This is a genomic window from Nonomuraea africana (assembly GCF_014873535.1).
GTDB classification, from domain to species: Bacteria; Actinomycetota; Actinomycetes; order Streptosporangiales; family Streptosporangiaceae; genus Nonomuraea; species Nonomuraea africana.
The window spans coordinates 6,963,316-6,986,298 of sequence record NZ_JADBEF010000001.1 but is presented as its reverse complement, the minus strand read 5'-3'; the positions used below and the strand labels follow the sequence as shown (position 1 = coordinate 6,986,298).

19 protein-coding genes are annotated in these 22,983 nt (G+C 71.0%); 9 read left to right on the top strand and 10 right to left on the bottom strand.

What is annotated here, in order from left to right; all coding sequences use genetic code 11:
* Window positions 1-16: 16 nt before the first annotated feature.
* The 8 genes from H4W81_RS33035 to H4W81_RS33000 all read right to left on the bottom strand — a co-directional run bounded on the left by H4W81_RS33035 (window position 17) and on the right by H4W81_RS33000 (window position 11,348).
* Window positions 17-1,585: a PucR family transcriptional regulator gene (locus H4W81_RS33035; RefSeq protein WP_192778391.1), complete on the bottom strand. Its 1,569-nt coding sequence runs from the start codon at window positions 1,583-1,585 to the stop codon at window positions 17-19.
* Window positions 1,582-3,117 (bottom strand): N-acyl-D-amino-acid deacylase family protein, encoded by a 1,536-nt coding sequence (locus H4W81_RS33030; RefSeq protein WP_192778390.1) that lies wholly within the window; start codon window positions 3,115-3,117, stop codon window positions 1,582-1,584. Before H4W81_RS33030 ends, H4W81_RS33035 begins: the two co-directional genes overlap by 4 nt.
* A gap of 55 nt (window positions 3,118-3,172) precedes the next feature.
* The gene (locus H4W81_RS33025; RefSeq protein ID WP_192778389.1) at window positions 3,173-4,837 is read right to left on the bottom strand and encodes an ABC transporter ATP-binding protein; all 1,665 of its coding nucleotides are present in this window, start codon (window positions 4,835-4,837) and stop codon (window positions 3,173-3,175) included.
* Complete coding sequence (locus H4W81_RS33020) at window positions 4,834-5,628, bottom strand: ABC transporter permease (RefSeq protein ID WP_192778388.1); 795 nt, start codon at window positions 5,626-5,628, stop codon at window positions 4,834-4,836. Before H4W81_RS33020 ends, H4W81_RS33025 begins: the two co-directional genes overlap by 4 nt.
* Window positions 5,625-6,569: an ABC transporter permease gene (locus tag H4W81_RS33015; RefSeq protein WP_192778387.1), complete on the bottom strand. Its 945-nt coding sequence runs from the start codon at window positions 6,567-6,569 to the stop codon at window positions 5,625-5,627. The genes H4W81_RS33020 and H4W81_RS33015 overlap by 4 nt, the downstream gene beginning before the upstream one ends.
* Window position 6,570: 1 nt before the next feature.
* The gene (locus H4W81_RS33010; RefSeq protein ID WP_192778386.1) at window positions 6,571-8,118 is read right to left on the bottom strand and encodes an ABC transporter substrate-binding protein; all 1,548 of its coding nucleotides are present in this window, start codon (window positions 8,116-8,118) and stop codon (window positions 6,571-6,573) included.
* Window positions 8,119-8,232: 114 nt separating this feature from the next.
* Complete coding sequence (locus H4W81_RS33005) at window positions 8,233-9,705, bottom strand: serine hydrolase domain-containing protein (RefSeq protein ID WP_192778385.1); 1,473 nt, start codon at window positions 9,703-9,705, stop codon at window positions 8,233-8,235.
* A 665-nt stretch (window positions 9,706-10,370) separates the two neighbouring features.
* Window positions 10,371-11,348 carry a GlxA family transcriptional regulator gene (locus tag H4W81_RS33000; protein WP_192778384.1) on the bottom strand — a complete coding sequence of 326 codons (978 nt, stop codon included), beginning with the start codon at window positions 11,346-11,348 and terminating at the stop codon, window positions 10,371-10,373.
* 96 nt (window positions 11,349-11,444) lie between these two features.
* Here H4W81_RS33000 and H4W81_RS32995 point away from each other — a divergent pair, with 96 nt between their 5' ends.
* The 7 genes from H4W81_RS32995 to H4W81_RS32965 all read left to right on the top strand — a co-directional run bounded on the left by H4W81_RS32995 (window position 11,445) and on the right by H4W81_RS32965 (window position 19,970).
* Window positions 11,445-12,482: a saccharopine dehydrogenase family protein gene (locus H4W81_RS32995; protein WP_192778383.1), complete on the top strand. Its 1,038-nt coding sequence runs from the start codon at window positions 11,445-11,447 to the stop codon at window positions 12,480-12,482.
* Between the two features lie 219 nt (window positions 12,483-12,701).
* Window positions 12,702-13,205: an SRPBCC family protein gene (locus H4W81_RS32990; RefSeq protein WP_192778382.1), complete on the top strand. Its 504-nt coding sequence runs from the start codon at window positions 12,702-12,704 to the stop codon at window positions 13,203-13,205.
* Window positions 13,206-13,916: 711 nt separating this feature from the next.
* Entirely contained in the window at window positions 13,917-15,716 is a 1,800-nt protein-coding gene (locus H4W81_RS32985) for an NHL repeat-containing protein (RefSeq protein WP_192778381.1), read from the top strand.
* A gap of 172 nt (window positions 15,717-15,888) precedes the next feature.
* The gene (locus H4W81_RS32980; protein ID WP_192778380.1) at window positions 15,889-17,130 is read left to right on the top strand and encodes an ABC transporter substrate-binding protein; all 1,242 of its coding nucleotides are present in this window, start codon (window positions 15,889-15,891) and stop codon (window positions 17,128-17,130) included.
* Window positions 17,131-17,191: 61 nt separating this feature from the next.
* Window positions 17,192-18,091: a carbohydrate ABC transporter permease gene (locus H4W81_RS32975; RefSeq protein WP_192778379.1), complete on the top strand. Its 900-nt coding sequence runs from the start codon at window positions 17,192-17,194 to the stop codon at window positions 18,089-18,091.
* Window positions 18,088-18,969, top strand: coding sequence for a carbohydrate ABC transporter permease (locus tag H4W81_RS49560; RefSeq protein ID WP_318782120.1), 882 nt, complete (start codon window positions 18,088-18,090; stop codon window positions 18,967-18,969). Before H4W81_RS32975 ends, H4W81_RS49560 begins: the two co-directional genes overlap by 4 nt.
* Window positions 18,966-19,970, top strand: coding sequence for a hydroxyacid dehydrogenase (locus tag H4W81_RS32965; protein WP_318782119.1), 1,005 nt, complete (start codon window positions 18,966-18,968; stop codon window positions 19,968-19,970). The genes H4W81_RS49560 and H4W81_RS32965 overlap by 4 nt, the downstream gene beginning before the upstream one ends.
* A gap of 29 nt (window positions 19,971-19,999) precedes the next feature.
* Here the strand turns inward: H4W81_RS32965 and H4W81_RS32960 are convergent, their stop codons facing one another.
* Complete coding sequence (locus H4W81_RS32960) at window positions 20,000-20,449, bottom strand: MarR family winged helix-turn-helix transcriptional regulator (RefSeq protein WP_192778378.1); 450 nt, start codon at window positions 20,447-20,449, stop codon at window positions 20,000-20,002.
* Window positions 20,450-20,511: 62 nt separating this feature from the next.
* On the opposite strand from H4W81_RS32960, the gene H4W81_RS32955 reads away from it, so the two are divergent.
* Together H4W81_RS32955 and H4W81_RS32950 are read left to right on the top strand one after the other, a co-directional pair.
* Window positions 20,512-21,645: an FAD-dependent oxidoreductase gene (locus H4W81_RS32955; protein WP_192778377.1), complete on the top strand. Its 1,134-nt coding sequence runs from the start codon at window positions 20,512-20,514 to the stop codon at window positions 21,643-21,645.
* A 402-nt stretch (window positions 21,646-22,047) separates the two neighbouring features.
* Window positions 22,048-22,803 carry a DUF2127 domain-containing protein gene (locus H4W81_RS32950; protein WP_192778376.1) on the top strand — a complete coding sequence of 252 codons (756 nt, stop codon included), beginning with the start codon at window positions 22,048-22,050 and terminating at the stop codon, window positions 22,801-22,803.
* A 3-nt stretch (window positions 22,804-22,806) separates the two neighbouring features.
* Here the strand turns inward: H4W81_RS32950 and H4W81_RS48885 are convergent, their stop codons facing one another.
* The gene (locus tag H4W81_RS48885) at window positions 22,807-22,938 is read right to left on the bottom strand and encodes a hypothetical protein (protein WP_264083201.1); all 132 of its coding nucleotides are present in this window, start codon (window positions 22,936-22,938) and stop codon (window positions 22,807-22,809) included.
* Between the last annotated feature and the right edge of the window lie 45 nt (window positions 22,939-22,983).

Here is a 22,983-nt window from a genome sequence, read left to right as displayed (position 1 = left end):
GCGTCCACGCCGAACTTCATCCAGTCTGCTTTGTGGCGCCGTTCAGCCTGAGCTGGAGGGCGAGCACCAGCCGCGTGTCCGGATCGTCCAGCGCGATCAGCTCGCCGATCCTGCGCAGCCGGTACCGCAGCGTGTTGGGGTGCAGCGACAGCAGTTCGGCCGCGCGGGGCACGTCGTAGTGGGCGCCGATCCAGACGGTCAGGCTGTGCACGTAGTGGGTGCCGTGCCTGGCGTCGTGCGCCGCGACCAGCGCCAGAGGCTCGCCGGACAGGGAGGGCTTCGGCCGCAGGGCGGCCTCCACGTCCATGAGGAACAGCGCCGCCGACAGCTCCTCGTGCGACCCGGCCAGCTCCTGGGTGAACGGCCCGCAGACCGCGCGCAGCGCCTCTTCCGCCTGGCGCGCGCCGGCGGGCACGGCGGCGACGGAGGCGGCGGTACGGCCGATGCCGGCCCGCCAGCCGCCGCCCAGCCGCTCGCTCACCCTGGCCAGCGTGTCCACGACGATGCGGCGCAGCAACGTCGTGGCCGCCTCGGCCGCCACGATCGCGTGGGCGCGGCCGTCGACCACGCCGGTCGCGGCCCTGATCCGGTAGGCCACGAACGCGGTGCGCAGCAGGTCGGCGGCGTGCGTCGCGGCGAAGGCGTCGGCCGAGCCCGCGTAGGGGCCCAGCGTCACGACCGTCACCGGTTCGCGCGGCAGCAGGCCGAAGGAGGTGGCCAGCTCGTCGACCGCGCCGATGCCGCGCAGCAGCCAGCCCAGGCACTCGTCGCGCCTGCGCCGCGCCTCGTCGGCGGCCAGGTTGATGCGCGCCAGGTGCGACGCCGCGGCGGTGGCCGCCTCCTCGAGAACCTCGGCGGCGTCGTGGGCCAGCGCCTCCTCCGCCTGCACCGCCCAGATCGTGCCGAGCACCTCGCCGTGCGCCCGGATCGCGATGGCCAGACGGGGGTAGAACTCGCGCGGCTCGTGGCTCCAGACCACCCCGTCGGCGCGCAGCACGGCCGCGTACTCCTCGGCGTTGGTCGGGTGCTCGGGCACCCGGCGGCCCAGGATGCCCTCCTTGCGCAGCTCGTCGATGCGCTGGCCCTCGACCGTGGAGTAGGCGAGCACCCGCATCGCCAGATCCTCGATCGCCACCGCGCCACCCACCCGGACCGCCACCTCGTTGGCCAGCACGAACAGGTCGGTCGCCCGGGTGCCGCGTGGGTCCTCGGCCGGGGCGACCACCGCGAGCAGGGCGTCGATGAGCGTGTAGAGCTGCCCCCAGGACAGCTCGGGCGGCGCGGCGAGCAGCGCCGTGCCCGCCGCCTTGGCCGCGGTGGCCAGCGCCTGCTCGTCGCAGGTGCCCGGCTTGACCACGACGACGGCCACGCCGCTCTCGCCCGCGCGGGCCAGGATCTCGGCCGACGGGCGGCCGGTCACCAGCAGGACCGCGCCGTCGAGCCCCGCCTGCGGCTCTTCGGGGTCGTAGATGACCGGGGTCCCCACCAGCGGCTCCCTGCCGTGCGGCAGCGCCAGCGGGCGCGCCAGGCCGGGGCCGAGGCTGTCGATCAGCACGCCGAGCGTGACCCGCCCGCGCGCCGTCACCGGGCGCCCCGCCTGAGCATCCGGCCGTGCCTGCCGCCGGTGAACTCCCCGTCGGCGACTACCTGGCGCCCGGCCATGAAGACGTGCTCGACGCCGGTGGGCCGCACGTCGGGCCTCTCGTAGGTGCCAGCGTGGCCGATCGTGACGGGGTCGAAGACGCAGAGGTCGGCGATCGCCCCCGGCCCCAGCCAGCCGCGCCCGGCCAGGCCGAACTGGGCGGCGACGGCGGAGCTGAGCTTGCGGATAGCCTCAGGCATGTCCTCCTTCTCGACGTAGGTGCCGAGGTAGGTGGGGAAGGTCCCGAACGTGCGCGGATGGTTGGGGCCGACCGGAGGCCCGTTGTCGGAGCCGATGGAGATCAGCGGGTCGGCGAGGAAGGCGGCCAGATCCCGCTCGTGCATGGTGTGGAAGACGCCCGAGGCCTGCGGGTCCAGACTGACCAGGTCGCACAGCGCCTCCCACGGGTCGCCGCCGAGGTCTGACAGCCGCCTGCCCTCGATGCCAGGGTCGTTGTGGACGAGGATCTGCACGTCGGAGGGGTGCAGCTCGCGCCAGAAACCGACGCCTGTGCCGGTGGCCGGGTCTTCCGCGAGTGCGCGCAGCGCCGCACGCTCGGCCGGGTCGCCCAGCCGCTCCAGCAGCGCCTGCTCGCCGCCCTCGCACGCGATCGGGGGCAGCACCGCGACCAGCATGGTGCCGAAGGCGAGGTAGGGATAGACGTCCGCGCGCACGTCCACGCCCGCGCGGCGGGCCTGGACGAGCTTGTCCAGCACCATCGCGGAGGCGCCGTGCACCGCTCGCCCCGAGGCCTTGCAGTGCGAGACCTGCAGCCGGACGCCCGCCCGCTTCGCCACCGCGATCGCCTCGTCGAGCGCGTCGGCCAGGCCCTCGCTCTCGCTGCGCATGTGCGTGGCGTACGGCAGGTCCCAGCGCTTGGCCACCAGCGCGAGCGCGACCAGCTCCTCCAGGTCCGCGTAGGCGCCGGGCACGTACTCCAGGCCGCTCGACAGCCCCACCGCGCCCGCCTCGAAGGACTGCGCGGCCAGCTCGCACATGCGCGCCAGCCGGTCCGGCGTGATCTCGGCGCTCATCCCGGCCGCGGCCAGGCGAAGCGTGTTGTGCCCGGCCAGCACGGCCAGGTTGTTGCTCGGCCCGGCCGCCTCGGCCGCGTCCAGGTAGTCGCCGAGGGTGGCGAAGGCCGCCCCGGCCAGTTCGGCCGGCATGAAGCTCCTCGACTCCGGATCGACAGGGCCGCACGAGAAACCGCAGTTGCCCACGATCTCGGTGGTCACGCCCTGCAGGAGCTTGAACGGCTGCGGCTCCTCCAGGAAGGGAACGGTGTCGGAGTGGCTGTGCGGGTCGACGAAGCCCGGGCTGACGAGCAGGCCGGAGACGTCGATCACGCGCCGGGCAGGGCCGAGGTCGCGCCCGACGGCGGCCACGCGCCCGTCGGCGATCGCGACGTCGGCGTGCCGGGGCGCTCCTCCGAGCCCGTCATGGACGGTCCCGTCGCGAAGCAGCAGGTCATGCATGGCGCTAGGCTCCCTTGCCCGCCATCGCGGGCGCTAGGTACAGAAGTATGAAATATCAGGGCGTGGCCGGTACGGAGGCCAAAAGCCTGCGCGTGTAGGCGTGCGCGGGGGCGTCGAGCACCTCCGCGGTGCCGCCGCTCTCCACCACCTCGCCGCGCGAGAGCACCACCAGCCGGTCGGCCATCTGCCTGACGACCGCCAGGTCGTGGGTGATGAACAGCATGCTGGTGCCGACCTCCCGCAACAGCTCCAGGACGTGCGCCTGGACCGAGACGTCCAGCGAGGCCACCGGCTCGTCGCAGATCAGCAGAGCGGGCCGGACGGACAGCGCCCTGGCGATGGCCACCCGCTGCCGCTCCCCACCCGACAGCCCGGCCGGCCGCCTGCCGGCGTAGGCGACGGGCAGCCCCACCAGCTCGAGCAGCTCCGCCGGTGTGAGCCTGTCCTTCGCCGGGCCCTGCGCCGCCGCCTCCGCCAGCGTGGCGCCGACCGTCAAGGCCGGGTTGAGCGAGGTCGACGGGTCCTGGAAGACGCACTGCACCAGCTGGTGCCGTGGCCGAACCGGGTCGGCCAGCTCGATCGTGCCGGAGTCCGGCCTGACCAGGCCCAGAACGCAGCGGGCCAGCGTGGTCTTGCCCGAGCCCGAGCCGCCGACGACACCGACGCTCTCACCGCGGTTGACGTGCAGGGAGACGCCGCCCAGCGCGACGTGCGAGCCGTACGTCCTGCGCAGGCCGGTGACGCGCAGCACCTCGTCGCCGGTCACCTGGCGGCGCTCCTCCCCGCCTTCCTCGACGCGGGTCCTGGGACGCACCTCGTGCAGGCAGGCCGTGAGCCGTTCAGGGCGCAGCTCGCGCAGCGGCGGCCGGGCGTGCGCGCACTCGGGCGTCGCCTGGTCGCAGCGGGCGGCGAACGCGCACGTCGCACTCACCTCCGCCGCCGACGGCACGCCGCCCCTGATGCCGATGAGCCGGGGCAGCCGCCGCTCGACGGTGGGCACGGCGGCCAGCAGCCCCGCCGTGTACGGATGCGCGGGCTCCTTGCCCATCTCGGCAGGCGGCCCCTGCTCGACGATGCGCCCTGCGTACATGACCGCCACCCGGTCGCACAGCTCGAACGCCACCCGCAGGTCGTGGGTGATCAGGAGCACGCCCATGCCGCGCGCCCGCTGGATGCCCTTGATCAGTATGAGGATCTCGTGCTGCGTCGTGGCGTCCAGCGCCGTGGTGGGTTCGTCGGCGATCAGCAGTCCCGGGTCCGCCGCCAGCGCGGCGGCCAGCGCCACCCGCTGTCGCATGCCGCCCGACAGCTGGAACGGATGGCGCCCGGCCACGTCCGGATCGTCGATGCCCACCTCGGCCAGCCGGCGCAGCACCTCCGCCCTGTCCCTGCGCCCTCGCAGCGATTCGGCGACGTGGGCGCCCGCCGTACGCAGGGGGTTCAGCATGGCGAACGGGTCCTGCATGAGCAGGCTCACCCGGGTGCCGCGCACCGAGCGCCACACCCGCTCGCGCGCGCCGAGGAGCTCCCGGCCGTCGAGCGTGACCGAGCCGGTGGCGCGCAGCCCCTTGGGCAGCAGTCCCGCGGCGGCCCGCGCGGTGAGCGACTTGCCGCTGCCCGACTCGCCGACCAGTCCCACGGTCTCGCCGCTGGAGACCTCCAGGTCCACGCCGTCGACGATGAGCCCGGACCCAGAGATGCGCAGCTCGGAGATCCTCACCGCAGGCCTCCCTTCGACAGCGACTCGAACGCGCGGTCGCCCAGCAGGGTGGCCGCGCACGCGACCACGGTGATCAGGGCCGCGGGCGCGATCGAGGCCCACGGGTTCAGGTCCAGCAGCCCGCGGTTCTCCTCGACCATCAGGCCCCAGTCGGGCGTGCCCGCGGGCAGCCCGATCCCCAGGAACGACAGGCCCGCCAGCGCGACCAGCGCCGCCACGAAGCTCAGCAGTGAGCTGGCCACCACCGTGGGCGCCAGGTTCGGCAGCAGGTGCCTGAACATGATCCGCGACGCGGGCAGGCCCAGTGTGCGGGCGGCCTCGGCGTAGGCCAGCTCCCTCTGGGCGAGGGTGAGGCTGCGGATCACCCGGATGTCGCCGGGAGTGAACAGCAGCGCCATGGCCAGCACCGCCCACCCGTACCCGCCGCCGATCACGCCCACCACCACGATCAGCACGAGCATGCCCGGCATCGCGATCGCCAGGTCGACCGTGCGCATCATCAGCGCGTCCACCCAGCCCAGCCGGTAGCCCGCCAGCAGCCCGAGCGTCGTGCTCAGCACCGTCGTGCAGGCCGCGACGAGCACCGGCCACATCAGCGCGGAGCCCGCGCCGGCCAGCAGCCGCGACAGCACGTCGCGGCCCAGGTCGTCGGTGCCGAGCCAGTGCGCGGCGCTCGGCCCCGCCGCGCCGAGCGCGAGATCCTGCGCGGCGGGATCGTACGGCGCCAGCCACGAACCGGCCACGGCCGCCACCGCCGCCAGGCCCAGCACGGCCACCAGGATCGCCCTCATGCCGTGGCCGCCTTGTGCCTGACCCTGGGATCGACGGCCACGTAGGCCAGGTCGATCAGCAGGTTCACGACGATCACGATCGCGCCGCCGAACAGCACCAGCGCCTGCACCACCGGGATGTCCTTCTCGCCGACCGCGCTGATCAGCAGCGCCCCCAGCCCGTGCAGCCCGAAGGCCTGCTCGACGAAGACCGAGCCGGTCAGATTGGCCGCCAGCAGCAGGCCGCCCACCGTCAGCACGGGCAGCGCCGCGTTGCGCAGCGCGTAGCTGACCCACACCCGCCGCCTGGGCAGGCCGCGCGCCCTGGCGAAGGTCAGGAAGTCCTGCGCGGCCAGGTCGAGCGCGGCGGCGCGCATCTGCCTGACGACGATCGCCGCCTGCGCGGCGGCCAGCGCGATCGCGGGCAGCGTGAGATGCACGAGGCGGTCCATCGGGGTGTCGCCCGCGCCGAAGACAGGGAACCAGCCCAGCGCGACCGCGAAGCCGTACAGCAGCAGGATGCTCAGCGCGAACGACGGGATCGACAGCGCGACCAGCGACGTCAGCGTGATGCCCTGATCCAGCCTGCCGCCGCGGCGCATCGCCGCGGCCAGCCCGGCGGGCACGCCCACCACGACCGTGAGCACCAGCGCGTAGCCCGCCAGCCCCGCCGTCACCGGCAGCCGGTCGGCGATCACCGTGGTGACCGGCTCGCGTGAGGAGATCGAGGTGCCGAAGTCGCCCCGCAGCGCGTCGCCCAGCCAGCGCGCGTAGCGGACAGGGAAGGGATCGTCCAGGTGGTACTGCTCGCGGATCGCCGCCCTGGTCTCGGGCGTGGACGGGCGCCCGCCGAGCAGCACCTGCTCGGGACCGCCCGGCGCCGCCGCGAGCAGCCCGTAGGTGAGCACGGACAAAATCCCGAGCAGGAGCACGGCGGCGCACAGGCGCTTGACGATCGCCATGTCAGCGGCCCGCCGGGCGCAGCGAGGCGATGGCGTCCGTGGACCAGGTGGAGAACGTGCCCGTGAACCTCTCGTTCAGCGCGACGGCGTAGTCGGTGTGGAACAGCGGGATGTAGGGCACCTGTTCGGCGATCTCCGTCAGCAACGCGGTGACCTGCGCCTTCCTGTCCTGACCGGTCGCCGAGGCCAGGGTGTCCAACTGCTTGTCGGTGGCGGCGGTGCCGTAGCCTGAGAAGTTGAAGCCCTCCGGCTCGGCTGCGGCGCGGCTGACCATGTCGGGCAGGACCTCGAGCGGGTCGGGCGTGCCGTAGGCCAGGTTGACGTACTGGATCGACAGGCGGTCGTGCTGCATCACCCGCGCCCGGTACTGGTCGGCGGGGCTCGGCTGCAGGGTGAGCCTGATGCCGATCTTGGCCAGGTCGGCGGCGACGGTCTGCATGACCGTGCCGCTGTCGCCGGTGCTGGCGTAAGGCACCTCCAGTTCGAACCCTTGCGGGTGGGCGGATCTGGCCAGCTCGGCCTTGGCCGCCTCCACGTCGTAGGGATAGGCAGGCAGGGCCGGGACGCTGTCGCCGTACAGCGCCGCGAGCTGCGGGCTCGGCAGCATGGCCGCCGCAGGAGCGCCGTGACCGGCGGTCATCAGGTCCGACACCGCCCTGCGGTTGACCGCGTGCGCGATGGCCCGCCGTACGTGCGGATCCTTCAGCGGGCCCGTGTTGACCGCCAGCGACAGGTAGCCGATGTTGTTGCCCGGGTAGAAGATCGTCTTGACGCCGGGCAGGCCGGTCCACTTGCGCGCGTCGCGGACGCTGACGCCGTCGGTGGCGTCCACCTCACCCGACCTGACCGCCAGCCGCAGCGTCTCGGGGTCGGCGATGGTCTTGAACTCCACCCTGCGCAGCGCGGGCCTGCTGCCCCAGTACGACTCGTTGCGCTCCAGGACCACGCCCGAGGTGAGCGAGAACTTCGCCACCTTGAAGGGGCCGGTGCCCATCGTGCCCACCTCGGGGCTGCCCAGGTCCTGGGGGTGCGCCTCGGCCAGCTTGCGCGGCGTCACCTGCCAGGCGATCGCCGACATGGCGAGGAAGGCGGGGTTCGGCCGCTTCAGCGTGACCTTGACCTGGCCGTCGCCGACCGCCTCGACCTGCTTGACCGTCGTGAAGTAGCTGGCCGCCTGCGAGGCGACCTTCGGGTCGAGGTGACGGCGCAGTGAGAACGCGGCGTCGTCGGCCGTCAGCGGGGTGCCGTCGGCGAAGCGCACGCCCTTGCGCAGCGTGAACAGATAGGTGGCAGGGTCCGGCTGCGTCCACTCCGTCGCCAGCCGGGGCGCGGGCACGCCGCGAGTGTCGAGGGTGACCATCGTGTCGAGGACCGCGGTCTGGATGAGGGTCGAGGCGTTGTTGAAGCCGTGCGCGATGTCCAGGCTGTTGGGCGGGTGGGCGGTGGCCCAGACCAGGGAGTCTCGGGCCTGTGGCGCGGCTCCTCCTGAGGAGCAGGCGGTGGTGAGCGCGAGTACGACGGCGGCGGTCGCGGCCTTCGCGTATGTCATGGGACCACCTCGGAAACGTTCGGGCGGGGACAGTCGGACGCTAGGAGCCGGACAGCCGCTGTTCACTGACCCGGCAGCCAAAACCGGCGGCCCCCGCCTCGTCCTGCGGGCCAATCAGCCTTCGAAGCGCGTCCGGCGCAGGCCGCCGCCGCTCACCAGCAGGTCGCCCTCGTGGATACGGAGCGTGAACGGCCCGGCCTTCCATGCTCCGCCAGGGGCGGCAGACACCGGCAGTTTGAGCTCGCGGCCGATGCGCACCTCACCGTCGCTCACGATGGCGTCGACGCCGAGCTCCCAGCTGCGGTATACGCCGTCGGGCAGCGGCGCGTCCGAGGGCGGCTCGGCCGCGTCGAAGACGACAGGGGGGCGCGAGAGTGGGCCGACGCTGAGCAGCAGCCGGTCGCCGTCGATCTCCACCCAGCCGCCCTCGGCGTCTCCCGTCCCGTGCCAGCGTCCGTCGGCGCCGCCGGTGAACACGCCCACGTCGGCGATCACGATGCCCTCGTCGGCGGGTGCGAGGGTGAGCGTCCCGTCCCCGGCCGGATCCTGCCAGTGCAGCCGCTCCGGCGCGGCCAGCCTCTTCGGCTCGGGCTTCGGCGGCTCCTCCTGGCCGAGCAGCAGCCGCGCCAGCCGGTGTGACACCCTCACCGGATTGATCGCCGTCTGGTTGGACAGCACCGCGATACCGACACCCGGATCGGACAGGTACAGCAGGTTCGACTGGTACCCGTGCATGCCGCCCGCGTGGGCGAACCAGCCCTCGCCGTGATAGATCCCCATCGCGTACGCCTGGACCGTGCCGTCGGCCAGCACCCCCCGCTCCAGCAGCCGCTCGCGCAGATCGGCGCCGAGCACCCGCCCGTCGGCCAGGAACCCGAACCACGGCGCCAGCCCCGCCACGCTCGTCACCAGTCCGCCGTCGCCGACCGCGCTCTCCTGGGTGTCGGCCCTGCGCGGCTCGCCCTGCGCGTTGGCGTAGCCGTACGCCAGCCTGTCCAGCGGAACCGACGCGTCGTCACGGAACAGCGAATCCGCCATCCCCAGCGGCTCGAAGAGCCGCTTGCGCGCGAACTCCGCCAGCGACGAATTCGTGACGCGGTTGATCACGACCGCCGCGAGCACGTAGCCGGTGTTGGAGTAGGAGAACGCCGTGCCCGGCTCGAACGTCGTCCTGCGGATGCCCGTGAGCACCTCCAGCAGCCGCTGCTCGGTCATCTCCGCCAGCGGCACGCCCGTCAGCGCCTGCAGCGAGTACCACTCCGGCAGGCCGCCGGTGTGCTGCAGGCACTGCCGCAGCGTCACCGGGGTCTCCAGGCTCAGCTCAGGCACGTGCACGCGCACGTCGTCGTCGAGCCCCAGCTTCCCTTCGCGCTCCAGCAGCAGCACGCACGCCGCCGTGAACTGCTTGCTCGCGCTGGCGATGTCGAACCGGGTGTGCTCGTCGACCGGTACGCCGAACTCCACGCACGCCGCCCCCTGGGCGACCGTCAGCACCGCGGCGCCGTCGACGTACACGCCGACGGCCAGGCCGGGGGTATGCGGGCTGACCAGCGAGAATACCTCGCGCTTGACTCGTTCGAGATCCATGCTGCCAGTATCGCCAGGCGACCGGTGCCGCCCTTTGGCCTGCGGGACGACGGATGCGCGCCGTTCTTTGTCCTCCGGGCCCAAGCGGATAGGGGTCCGACGTCACGATCCAGTTCGACTGGGACTTCTACGATGGCCCGCTTTCGGGGCGCTGGAGTGGCAGCGGCGAACCAGCAAACATCAGGACCGCGATGTGCCTCATGCACCGGAAGCCGATCAGGACGGCCGCGCCGCCGCCGGCAAAAACGCGGGCGGGCATCCGGTGGGGTCACCCGCCAAGGGGTCCTCGACGTTTCAGCCGACGGTGCGACTCACCACGTCCCCCACCGCCGTGCCGTCACAGACCAAAGAAGGGGAACGGCTGACGACACCCCCGGCGTCCAGGCAGACGGTACCCAAGCAGGCGGTGCCCAAGCAGACGCCCCGCCGCAGGACGTCGGCGCCGACCGCCAAGCAGACCCACACCGAGAGCCTCGCGAACACGCCGACAGGCGACGAATCCAGGAAGGGCTCGACCCCCGACCCGACCTCGGGGACCACCCCGGAACCAGCCCCCGAGACCACCACTGCCGCACCCCCTACGTTTGCCCCACCCCCTCCGTATTGGACCCCGCCCGAGAATCCCTTCACCTGCGCTCCCTCGACGTGCTGACGACGGTCGGCCCTCAGCTGGCGATCCGCGCCGCGCCGGCCCGTTCGTGGAAGGTCCGCCGGTAGGCGGTGGGCGACACCCCGACGATCCGGGCGAAGTGCGCCCGCAGGCTGGCCGGCCCGCCGAACCCGCAGGTGGCGGCGATCCAGCCGATCGGCCGGTCGCTGGTCTCCAGGAATTGCTGGGCCCGGCGCACCCTCTGCTGCAGCAGCCAGCGCAGCGGCGACATCCCGAGCGCCTCGGCGAACCGGCGCTCGACGGTGCGCACGCTGACATTGGCCTGAGCGGCCAGATCGGCGGTGGACAGCGGCAGATGCAGGTGCTCGCCGGCCCAGTCGAGCAGGGCGGCCAGCCAGTCGTCGCGGACCACGGGCGAGGTCGGACGGTGGTACTGGGCCTGCCCGCCGTCCCGGTGCGGCGGGGTGACCAGGCGGCGGGCCAGCTCGGCGGCCACCGCGGCGCCGTGGTCGACCCGCACCACGTGCAGGCAGGCGTCGATGCCGGCCACCGTCCCCGCGGAGGTGATCACGTTGGCGTCCTCCACGTAGAGCACGGACGGGTCGACCCGGACGGCGGGATAGCGGCGGCTCAGCTCCTCCGCGTGCAGCCAGTGGGTGGTGGCCCGACGCCCGTCGAGCACCCCGGCGGCGGCCAGGACGAAGGCGCCGGAACAGATGGACAGGATCCGGATCCCGCGCCGGTACGCCTCCCGAACGACGTCCACCAACTCCGCCGGCGGGTCGTCGTGCACATTCGTGCAGGCCGGGACGACGAGGGTGTCCGTCGATGCCAGATCCCACCCGTGGCGGGCCGGGGCGAGGGTGAATCCCGGGCTCAGCCGTACCGGCGCAGTCCCGACCGGGACCGCCGAGAACTGGTACCACGGATCGGCCAGGTGCGGCCGGTCGACGCCGAAGACCTGACACGGGACGGCCGCTTCGAAGATCGGCATGTCGTCGGTGACGGCCATGACGACTCGATGGGGGCGCATGACGCGAATCTAGCGCAGGTTGACGTCATGGACGGTGGCCCCCGGCGGCACCGCTCAGCAGGATGGGAAGGAGCCCCTACAGCTGGAGGAGACCTGATGACGAAGACCAACGAGCCGGTGATCGCGGTGTTCGGTGCCTACGGGCACACCGCCCGGTTCGTGACGGCGGAGCTGCTGGAGCGCGGTTTGACGCCGGTGCTGTCCGGGCGGGACGCGGCGAAGCTGGAGGCGGCCGCTGCCGCCCACCCCGGCGTGGAGTGGAGGGTCGCCTCGGCCGACGACCCGGCCTCGCTCGACCGCGCGATCGCCGGTGCGGCCGCAGTGATCAACTGCGCCGGGCCGTTCGGTGACACCACGCCGCCGCTGATCGAGGCCGCGCTGCGCGCCGGGATCCACTACCTGGACGTCACCGGCGAGACCCTGGTCGCGATCGACACCTTCGACACCTACCGGGATGACCCGCGGGTGAAGGAGGCGGGCATCGTGGTGGCGCCGGTGATGGCGTTCTACGGCGCGCTGGGCGACCTGCTCGCCACCGTCGCGATGGGTGACTGGCCGGAGGCGGACGAGATCTCGATCGCGGTGGCACTGGACAGCTGGCACCCGACCCGGGGAACCCTGCTGGCCGGCCGCCGCCGGGCCGGCCGGCGGGTGGTCTTCTCGGACCACCACCTGCAGGTCCTCTCGGGCGACGAGCCGCAGCCGACGGGGACCTGGACCTTCTCCGACCCGTTCGGGACCCAAGAGGTCGTAGGGCAGTTCTCCACCACCGATGTGATCACCATCTCCCGCCATCTGGACACCGCGCGGATCAACACCTTCCTGAACGCCGCCCCGCTGAAGGATCTCAGCGACCCGGAGACCAAGGGCCCGCAGGCGGCTGACGCCGACGGCCGGTCGGCCCAGGTCTTCCTGGTCGAGGTCGTCGTCCGCCGGGGGGACGAGCAGCGACGGGTGGCGGCGCGCGGCCGCGACATCTACGCCATCACCGCGCCGATCGTGGTGGAGGCCACCGAGCGGATCGTGGCCGGCCGTGGCCGGGCCGCCGGCGTCGTCACCGCCGGGGAGATCTTCGATGCCGAGGACTTCCTGCGGTCCCTGCCGCTGGACGAACTGTCGCTGGGCAACGGGTGACCTCCGGCCTCATCGCACACGCCGGCCGACCGTTCATGACGCGGATCAAGCGCCGGCCGTGGAGCCCAGGCCTCCGCGCCGCAGGCCGATGCAGAGAGCCACGACGTACACGCATGAAACCGATCCTCATGTGACGCCTTGCGGACGCGGCGGGGCTGTTCGGTGCGGGGCCTGGTGGGGTGATTGGCCGATCGATGGGGTCAAGTTACAGTCGGCTGCATGTACTCGACGCGGGTCTCCCAGCACGTGAACGCGCCGCGTTCGGCCGTTTACCAGGCACTCGTCGATGCGGGCGCGATCGCACAATGGCGGGTGCCAGCGGGTATGAGCAGCCACATCCACGAGTTCGACGCTCGTGAGGGCGGCTCGTTCCGGATCTCGCTCACTTACGACGCGCCGGGACCGACTGGCAAGTCGGCGTCGCACACCGACACGTACCATGGCCACTTCGCGGAACTCGTTCCGGACGAGCGGGTTGTCGAGGTGTTCGAGTTCGAGACCGCAGATCCCGCGCTGCGCGGGGCCATGACGATGACGACGACGCTCACCGACGCCGGCGGGGGCACCGATGTCGTCATCGTGCACGAAGGAATCCCCGACGCCGTGCCCGCCGCCGACAACGAGACGGGCACGCGGATGGCGCTGGCGAACCTGGCCGCACTCGTCGAGTCCGCTCCCAACAGATCGACACCAGGGCGTTCGGACCTGGGTGGCACCTCATAGGCCATGCGCGCGCCCGCTGCGATCTTCACGCGGACGGCACGATGGCGCTGAAGGCCATGGCAACCTTGCGACACGGCAAGGGCACCATCGTTACCCGCCCGATGTTCGCAACAGCCCTGAGTCGGCCTCTGACGAACGGAGCGCAAGGTGACTCCTGACGATGTGGTGCAGCCGGTCTCGGGCCGCGCTGGGGCCTCGTCGCGAGGGCTCTTCCACCAGGGCCGTTCCGCGGCTGCGTCAGCCGCTCCTCCGGACTCGCCATCGAACGCATAGCCACCAAGCCGTTCTCTTGGATTAACGGTCCTGACCGTAATCTCTCGCCGGGAAGGCCGTCAAGGTGCAGGAGTCTCCAGCACGGGGGACGGCGCGTCGCTGGTGGCCCCTTCGGCCCGCCTCGCACGGCACGTCGAACGCGACGCGGCATCTCCGTGCCTTTGTGGCGACTACTACCAGGATCCCGACCAGGCGACCCGGCACTCTTGACGACTCCCAGCGGCGGTGATTAGGGTCCCGACCGTAATAGAGGTTCAACCGACGGAGACAGCGATGCCCCTCAGTCGTCGAGCATTCCTGGCAGGCAGTTGCCTCACCGGCGCGTCGCTGTTAGTCGGCCACGGCGTTGGTGTGTCACCGGCGTTCGCCGATGACAAGACTCTCACCCCGACCAGTTTCGGACCGGCGTCTTTGACCGCCGCTGTACGCGGAGCGGCGGTGATCGGAGACAGCGTCTTCATCACGTCGCGCTTCAACACGCCCGAGTCGAAGTTGCGGTTGGGCGCGTTCGACGTCAACACCGGCGAGCTGCGGTCGATCGATGATCTCACCATCCCCAGCAACGGCGGCCAGAAGCTCGCCGCCGACGGCCGGTACGTCTACATCGGCCCGGCCGGCAGCGCGTACATCTACCGGTTCGACCCGCAGACCAAGGAGCTGGTCGCCTGGGCCCAGGCCGGCGGCAGCACCACCTGGTACTACGACATGGTCGTCAACGGTGACCACCTCTACATCGGCACGTATCCGGACTGCACGGTGAAGCGGATCCGCCTCTCCGACGCAGTGATCGAGACGTACGGCCGGATCTCCACCTCGCAGTACGCGACGGCCGTTGCCATCGACGACGAGTACGTCTACGGCGGCTCGGCGGCCCCGGGCACCCTGCTGGTGTGGCCGAAGGCCGGCGGCACCCCTACCAGCCTCACGTCGCACCTCAGCCCCTCGCCGGTCGGCATCCTCGACATGACGGTCAAGGACGGCGTCATCTACGTCGCGAGCGGCCGCCAGCTGATCTCCTTCCGCCGCGACGGCTCCGAGCGGGTCTCCCGGGACATTCCCGCCGAGGACCGCTACATCGACCAGGTCACCGTCGGCAGTGACGGCAAGGTCTACGCGCTGACCCGGCTCACCACCAACCTGTACGAGGTCACCGCCGACGGTCTGGCCAAGGTCGGCCAGCCCCTCGCGGATGTGGAGAATCAGCTCCTCGCCCCGCTGCCCGGCGGCAACCTGCTGGGCGTCAGTGGTCTGGGCCACGTGTGGAAGGCGACGCCGGGCGGCGTCGGCAGCGTGTGGCAGACCGCGACGCGTGGGTTCGGCTATCCCGAGACCATCCAGACGATGATGCGGCACACCCGGGGCACTGTCTGGGTGGCCGGTCACTACGCGATGACCGTGCACCGGCCCGAGGCCGGCACCAACACTCGGTTCGACATCAACGGCGAGCCGAAAGCGCTGGCCGAGGGGATGGCGGGCACGGTCTACGCCGGGCTCTACCCGAGCGCGCAGATCGTGTCGATCGACCCGGACAGCTTCAAGATCACCGTGCTGGGACTGCTCGGCAACCTGCAGCTGCGCACCAAGCGGATCCACGTCGACCGCCCGCGCAACCAACTGGTGGTGGCGTCCAGCCCGCAGACCACCAAGCACACCGGCGCGCTGACCTTCATCGACCTGGCCACCAACACCTTCGACGTCCACCGGGAATACCTGCCCGAGCAGAGCGTGATGGACGTGGTGGTGCAGGGCACCACGGCGTACATCGTCGGCGACACGTACGGCGAGGGCACTACCGGCCCGTTGCGCAGGACGGCTCAGGTCGCGGCGGTCGACATCGTCACCAGGCAGCTGCTGTGGCGTGAGGAGATCAAGCCGGACTGGGCCTCGTACGAGAGCGTCCACGTGGTCGGGAACCTGCTGTACGCGATGGGCCGGCGTCCGCGCGGCGCCTGGTTCGCGTACGACCTGACCATACGCACGATCGTCATGGAGGGTGAGCTCGGCGGATACGGCCAGCTCAACGGGGTCGACGGCCGGGTGTTGTCGTGGGTGCACTGGACCAACGACATCTCCGAGCTGCCCACCACGCCGGGCGGCGAGGTCACCACGCTGTACGACAACGTGCCGCGCGGCTGGTACAACAACCCGTCGTTCAACTTCACCCCGGACGGCAAGGCCACCTGGGGCATGCTCGGCACCGACCTGGCCCGGTTCCCACTGCCGAAGACCCGGCAGTAATCGCCGAATTGCCGCCCGCACCAGCCGGGCGTCAGTCGGCCCCTGTCACGCACAGCCACGTGGGCGGACCCCCGAACAGTAGCGATGCGAACCTTGAGACCTGTCAGCCCCTGGTATCGGTCCGGACCGTAAGTTAGGGTGCTGCGTACTTAGCCCTTTGGAAGGATGCTAGATGCGTGTTCGGAAGAGCCTGTCGGCCGTTGCGGTGGTGCTCGTCGCCGCGCTCGTGGCCACCGGCTGTGGTGGGTCCGGCTCCGGTGACTCCGGCAAGAAGTCCGTGACCATGTGGATCTACCCGGTGATCTTCGATGAGGCCAAGCACCGGGCCTACTGGGACGAGACCGTCAAGGCGTTCCAGGCGGCGAACCCCGACATCGAGGTCAAGGCCGAAATCTTCCCGTGGGCGAACCGCGACCAGGCGCTCGCCACCGCGATCGCCGGGAACAAGGGCCCCGACGTCGTCTACCTCATCCCCGACCAGCTGCCCAAGTACGTCCGCAACATCGAGCCCGTCGACGCCTACCTCGACGAGGCGGCCAGGAGCGACTACCTCGACAACGTCGTGAAGGCAGTGACCATCGACGGCAAGATGATGGGCGCGCCGGTGCTCACCAGCGCCGTGACGCCGCTCTGCAACAAGAAGGTCTTCGAGGCGGTCGGTCAGGAGACCTATCCGACCAGCTGGAACGACCTGCTCGAAATGGCGCCGAAGTTCAAGGCCAAGGGCTACGACATGACCGCGTACGCCGGTGACGTCAAGCAGACCCTGAACCAGACCTTCTACCCGCTGCTCTGGCAGGCCGGCGGGGACGTGTTCAGCCCCGACGGCAAGTCGGTCGGCTTCGACAGCGACGCCGGCCGCAAGGCGCTCGGTTTCGTCAAGCAGCTCGTCGACGGCGGATACGTGGACAAGAGCCTGCTCACGTCGATGCCCCCGATCGAGCAGACCCGCATCGCGCAGAACAAGGTGGGCTGCGTGTGGCACGTGGTGCCGTCGGAGCTCGAGAAGTTCTGGGGCAAGGAGAACATCAAGGCCCTCCCCTACCTGACCGGGACCAAGCAGATCGGGTACGGCACGGTCGGCTCGCTCTCCATGCTCAAGAACGCCGAGAACAAGGAGGCCGCCGGCAAGTGGATCGCCTTCGCGTCCAACGCCGAGAACGCCAAGAAGTACGACCTCGCGTCCAGCTTCTTCTCCGCGAAGAAGTCCACCGGCGCCCTCTACGCCGACGACCCGGTCCTCGGTGAGCAGGAGAAGCAGGTCGCCATCAGCACCGTCGGCCCGCTCCACGAGAAGGCCCGGGACGTCCAGGGCGTGCTCGCTCCGGAGATCCAGGCGGCGCTGCTCGGGAAGAAGTCCGTCGAGCAGGCGCTGAGCGACGCGGCCAAGGCCGCCGGCCCGCTGCTCGGTTAGCGCTGACGCGGCTCGCGGTGGGCGCTCGTGCCCGCCGCGAGCCGTAGAGAGAGGTTGCCCGATGGTTGCACACCTGGCGCCCCGTGGCCGGCGCCTGCTCCGGCCGTCCCGGCGCGAGGCCGGGACGGCGTTGCTGTTCGTCCTGCCGTTCCTGCTGCTCTTTGTCGTCTTCCGGTTCGGACCGGCGATCGCCGGGGTGTTGCTCGGATTCACCGACTACGCCATCGGCGGAGATACCGGATGGGTCGGTCTCGAGAACTTCCGTCGCCTCGTGGACGACCCGACGTTCTGGTCCGCCCTGCAGGTGACGGTCATCTTCACCGCGCTGTCCGTGCCGCTGTCCATGGTGGTCTCGCTCGGCATGGCGCTGCTGACCCGGCGTGCCTTCCGTGGATCGAAGGTCTTCCGGTCCATCTTCTTCCTGCCGGTGGTGACCAGCCTGGTCCTGGCCGGTGTGGTCTTCACCTGGGTCTTCGCCGAGGGCGGCCCCTGGTCGCGGGCGATGGGAGCGCTGGGCCTGCCCGCGCAGTCCTGGCTCGCCGACAGCGTCCTGGTCATCCCGGCGCTGGTCCTGGTCTCGGTCTGGTCCCGCTTCGGCTACGGCATGCTCATCCTGCTCGCCCGGCTCCAGGACGTGCCGGCGGAGCTGGAGGAGGCGGCGCTCACCGACGGCGCGACCGCTTGGCAGCGCTTCCGGTACGTGACGCTGCCCCAGCTGCGCCCGGCGCTGTTCTTCGTGGCCGTCATCGAGACCACGATCTCCTTCCAGGTCTTCGACATGATCTACGTGATGACCGGCGGCGGCCCGGTGCGGGCCAGCTACAGCCTGGTCTACCTGCTCTACGACCAGGGCTTCAAGTACTTCGACCTGGGCTACGCCAGCGCCGTCGGAGTCGCCCTGTTCGTGATGACCATCATCGTGGCGCTCATCCAGCGCCTGACCCTGGGGAGGGAACAGTGACCGACGTCCTCGTACGGCAGGCCACCGCCCCGGCCCCGCCGAGCCCCGCCCGCCGCCCCCGCCGGGCCGGTCGGGCCTGGCTCGTCGGGCGGACCGTGCTGCTGGTGATCGGGGCGCTCGTCACCCTCTTTCCCTTCTACGCGATGGTCGTGCTGTCCTTCAAACCGGCCGGACCGGTGACGTTCCCGGACAGCCTGCTGCCCTGGCCGTTCTCCACCGAGGCCTACGACCAGGTCATCGGCGCCAAGAGCGTGCTGCGGTGGATGTGGAACACGGTCGTCTACTCGGTGGTGTCGGTGGTCGGCGTGCTGCTCTTCGCGTCGATGGCCGGCTACGCCTTCGCCAAGAAACGGTTCCCTGGCAAGGAGGCGATGTTCTGGTCGTTCCTGGCCATGCTGATGGTGCCGTACCACGTCACGATGATCCCGACGTTCATCGTCATCTCCCAGCTCAACGGCGTGGACACCTACTGGGGCATGATCGTGCCGACCCTGGCCAACGCCCAGGCGGTGTTCCTGATGCGGCAGTTCATCGCGTCGCTGCCCGACTCGTTGTTCGAGGCGGCCAGGCTGGACGGCTGCTCGGAGTGGCGGGTGTACGTCTCGATCGTGCTGCCGCTGATCAAGCCGATCCTCGCCACGCTCGGGATCTTCGTGTTCCTGTGGCACTGGAACGACTTCCTGTGGCCGCTGATCGTCGGGCAGAGCCTGGACATGCGCACCCTGACCACGGGCATCGCCTCGTTGCAGCAGGAGAACGTGGCGCTGAACATGCTGCTCGCCGGTTCGGTCGTCGCGTTCGTGCCGATCTTCGTGGCGTACCTCATCGGGCAGCGTTACGTTACCGAGGGCGTCGCGACCTCAGGGATCAAGGGGTGAGCGTGATCGCGGTGGCGGCGCCGCCGGCCGTACGGGAGATGTTCTTCCCGCCGGAGACCTGGGCGGCGCTGACCTCGCTGGGCCGGCTGCGGCTGCCGCCCGAGGGCGCCGACGTCGGCGACGAGGCCGTACTGGCGGGATTGCTCACCGACGCGGACGTCGTCGTGACGGGCTGGGGCTGCGCTCCGCTGTCGGCCGCGGTACTTGCTTCCGCGCCCCGGCTGCGGCTGCTCGCGCACACCGGCGCCTCGGTGAAGCCGTTCGTCACGCGGGAGAGCTTCGCCCGAGGGGTACGGGTCACCCAGGCCGGCGAGGCCATGGCCCACGCGGTGGGAGAACAGGCGCTGGCCCTCACTCTCGCCCTGCTGCACGGGGTGCACCGCTTCGACCACGCGTTGCGCACAGGGGTCGACTGGGCGACCGCGAAGGCGGCCCCGCCCCGTCGCGAGCTGCGGGGCGCGGTGGTCGGGGTGGTCGGCGCGTCCCGTACCGGCCGGGCGTACATCGGGCTGGTCCGGGCGCTCGGCGCACGGGTACTCGTCGCCGATCCGTATCTGGACGCCGAGGAGGCCGCCGCGCTCGGCGTCGAACGGGCCGGGCTCGACGAGCTGCTCACCGGATCCGCGGTGGTGTCCCTGCACGCGCCGGTGCTGCCGGCGACCGTCGGAATGATCGGCGCGCGGGAACTGGCCCTGATGCCCGCCGGCGCCCTGCTGGTCAACACCGCCCGGTCGGCGCTGGTGGACGAGGCCGCCCTGCTGGGCGCGCTGCGCTCCGGCCGGATCGACGCGGCGTTGGACGTCTTCGACGAGGAGCCGCTTCCCATCGGGCATCCGTTCCGTCGGCTGCCGAATGCCCTGCTGACCCCGCACGAGGCGGCGGGGACGGTCGAGTCGCGGCGGCGCGCCGGAGCCATCGTGCTTGCCGAGATCGGCCGGTTCCTACGCGGCGAGGCGCTGCGGCACGAGGTGCAGCCGGAACTCCTCGACAGCACCGGTTGACCGGTCTCCCCGCCGCTGAGGCGGAGGGCTCAGGTTGTGCCCTCTCGTAGTTCCTTGGTGGCCGATCGGTAGGCCTCGGCGACGCGGGTGAACATCTCCAGCAGCAGCGGCACCTGTTCCGGTCCGTAATGCACACCGACCGCGTCCAAGTGTCTCCTGGACGCCTCGCAGGCGGCGTAGTAATCCTCAAGCCCGCCCTCGACCAGCTCCACGGTGACCATCCGCCGATCACGCTCCCCGCGCACCCGTCGTACGTACCCCGCCTTCTCCAGCCTGTCGATCAGCCGGGTCGTCGAGGCGGACGGCAGGGCGAGCTCCTCCGAGATCGCCCCTACGGCGAGGGGGCCGCGCATCTCCAGCAGGATCGCGGCGGCGACGTCGACCGGCTGCAGGCCGAGCTGGTCGGCGACCGCCTCGTTGTGCAGCAGGGCCGCGATCAGGAACTCACGGAAGACGTCTTCAGGATGCTTGCCGGCCACCGTCCCAATCTACTCCATCATGATATATCTTCGAATCGAAGATAAACCAATTTGGAGAAGACATGGACGTTCTTGTCATGGGCGCCGGGGTGGGCGGCCTGGCTGTCGCGCGGGGGCTGCTGGCCGCCGGTCACCGGGTGCGGGTTTACGAGCAGGCGCCCGGCCGGCGGACGAGCGGTGCGGCGTTGACGATCTTCACCAACGGACATGCCGTACTGAACGATCTCGGGGTGAGCCTGGACGGCGTCGGCGGCCGCGTCGACAGGATCGACGCGATGACCTCCGACGGCCGGCTGCGCACCCGCGTGAGCGTCGCCCACGCGGCCGACCGGTTCGGCTTCGACACCAAGGCGATCTCCCGCCGCGACCTGCTGGACCGCCTGGCCGACGGGCTGCCCGACGACCTCATTCAGTACGGCGTGGGCTGCCGGAGCGTCACTCAGGACGACGGCCAGGTCACGGCGACCTTCAGCGACGGGTCGACGGCCAAGGCCGACCTGCTCATCGGAGCCGACGGCCACCACTCCGTGGTACGGCGCCAGTTGTGGGGCGACGGCACCGTCCAGCCGGCCACCTTCGGGACGTGGCAGGGGCTCAGCGCGATCGACATCCCCCTCACCCATTCGCACCTCAGTCTCATGATCACGGGACGAGAGGGCGCGTGCGGGCTCATGCCCGCGGGGGACGGCATGCTGCAGTGGTGGTTCGACGTGCGGTGGTCACCCACCGATCCGCGGCCCATGGCACCGCTGGCCGAGCTGAGGCGCCGGTTCGGGCACTGGGCGTCGCCCGTCCCCGAGGTGCTCGCCGCCGCCTCCGAGGACGACCTCAACTTCTTCGGTCACCACTGGAACAAGGTCCGCCGGGTGTGGGGGGAGGGCCGTATCACCCTGCTCGGCGACGCAGCCCACACCATGCCGCCCACCCTCGGGCAGGGCGCCAACCAGACCCTCGAGGACGTGTGGGTGCTCATGCGCGAGCTCGCGAAGGGCGGAGCAGACCCGGCGGTACGGCTGCGCGCCTACGAGAAGGCCCGCTACCCGCACATCTCCCTGGTGTCCGGGATGGCCAGGCGCAACCCCGCCAACTGGCGCATCCCACCGCTGATCGGCCGGCTGTTCCCCGAAACCTCCCAGACCACCATGCTCATCCGCTACAGCAACCGCCTCAGCGCGCCTGCCGCGAAACCTCTCTGACCACATCCGCCATGACCCCTCTCGCAGGCCGTCGAGCATGAGCGCCGGATAGCGGCGGCTCGGCGGCGGCGCCGGCAGGAACGTGGCGCGGCGTGGAGCGATCAGGAGAGCCGTCAACCGATCACTTGGCCACGAGGTCGTTCTGGAAGGTCGCCATGTGACACCTTGATGCCGGAAGGGCTGATTCGGCAGAGTTGGCCAGTGTCCGCGTGCTGATGCCAACCGCGGCTCGACGGGGAGCGCACATGATCGCAGCGGGGTGGCGGATCTGGGGTGTGCTGGTGGTGCTCCTGGCCGCTGCTCCGCCGTACGGCTGGGCGCAGATTTGGGCGGCTCCTCGCTCGCTCGAGCACTTTCGACGGGAAGGACGAGGGATGTCCCAGCTGAGGAGTGCCTGCTGCCGTGAACTGGAGCCTTCGCGCCTGTAGTCGCCGCGGTCACGTCACCTACGCCCCCGACGAGCCTCATCTGCGGCAACGGCTCCGCGCCGACACCGCGCTCGGCGTGGCGTGGCGCTGCCTGCGCTGCGGCGACTTCACTCTCGGCCCGCCGCACGGCGCGGGCCCCGCCGACGAGGCGCCGCTGGTCCTGCGCGGCCGAGCCCTGCGCGACGCGACCCTCCTCCGGCTGCTCGCGCTCGACCGGTTCGCCAAGGGGCTGCTGATGTTCCTGGCCGCCTACGGCGTATGGCGGTTCAGAGGCGGCAAGGAGGCCGTCAACAGGGCCTTCGAGGAGTACCTCCCCCTGCTCACCCCGCTGGCCGACCGGCTCGGCTGGCGCCTCGCCGACTCGAAGCTCGTCCACACCCTGCACCAACTGCTGGCGACCGGCGCGGGGACGCTGACCTGGCTGATGATCGCTCTCACCGCGTACGGCCTGCTCCAGCTCGCCGAGGGCATCGGCCTGTGGCTGCTCAAGCGGTGGGGCGAGTACTTCGCCGTGGTCGCCACCTCGGTCTTCATCCCCCTGGAGTTCTACGAGCTGAGCCACAGGGTCACCTGGGTCCGCGTCGCCTTCCTCGTCCTGAACCTCGCGGCCGTCGCCTACATCGTGTTCAGCAAGCGTCTCTTCGGCGTGCGCGGCGGCCACGCCGCCTACGAGGCGGAACGGCACGAGGCCAGCCTTCTCGAAGTGCGGGCCGCCGGCGCGCCGGATTGAGGGTCACCGGCTGGTCGCCGTGTACCGGTTCAGGAGGGTTCGTACGGCGGTGCGGATCGACCCGCCAGGATCGTCCGGCGCGCCGGTGGTCAGCGCGGTGAACAGGATGCCCAGCACGCTCATCTCCAGCAGCATGGCGTCCTGCTCGGTGACGGCGATGCCGGCCGTGTGGCACTGGCG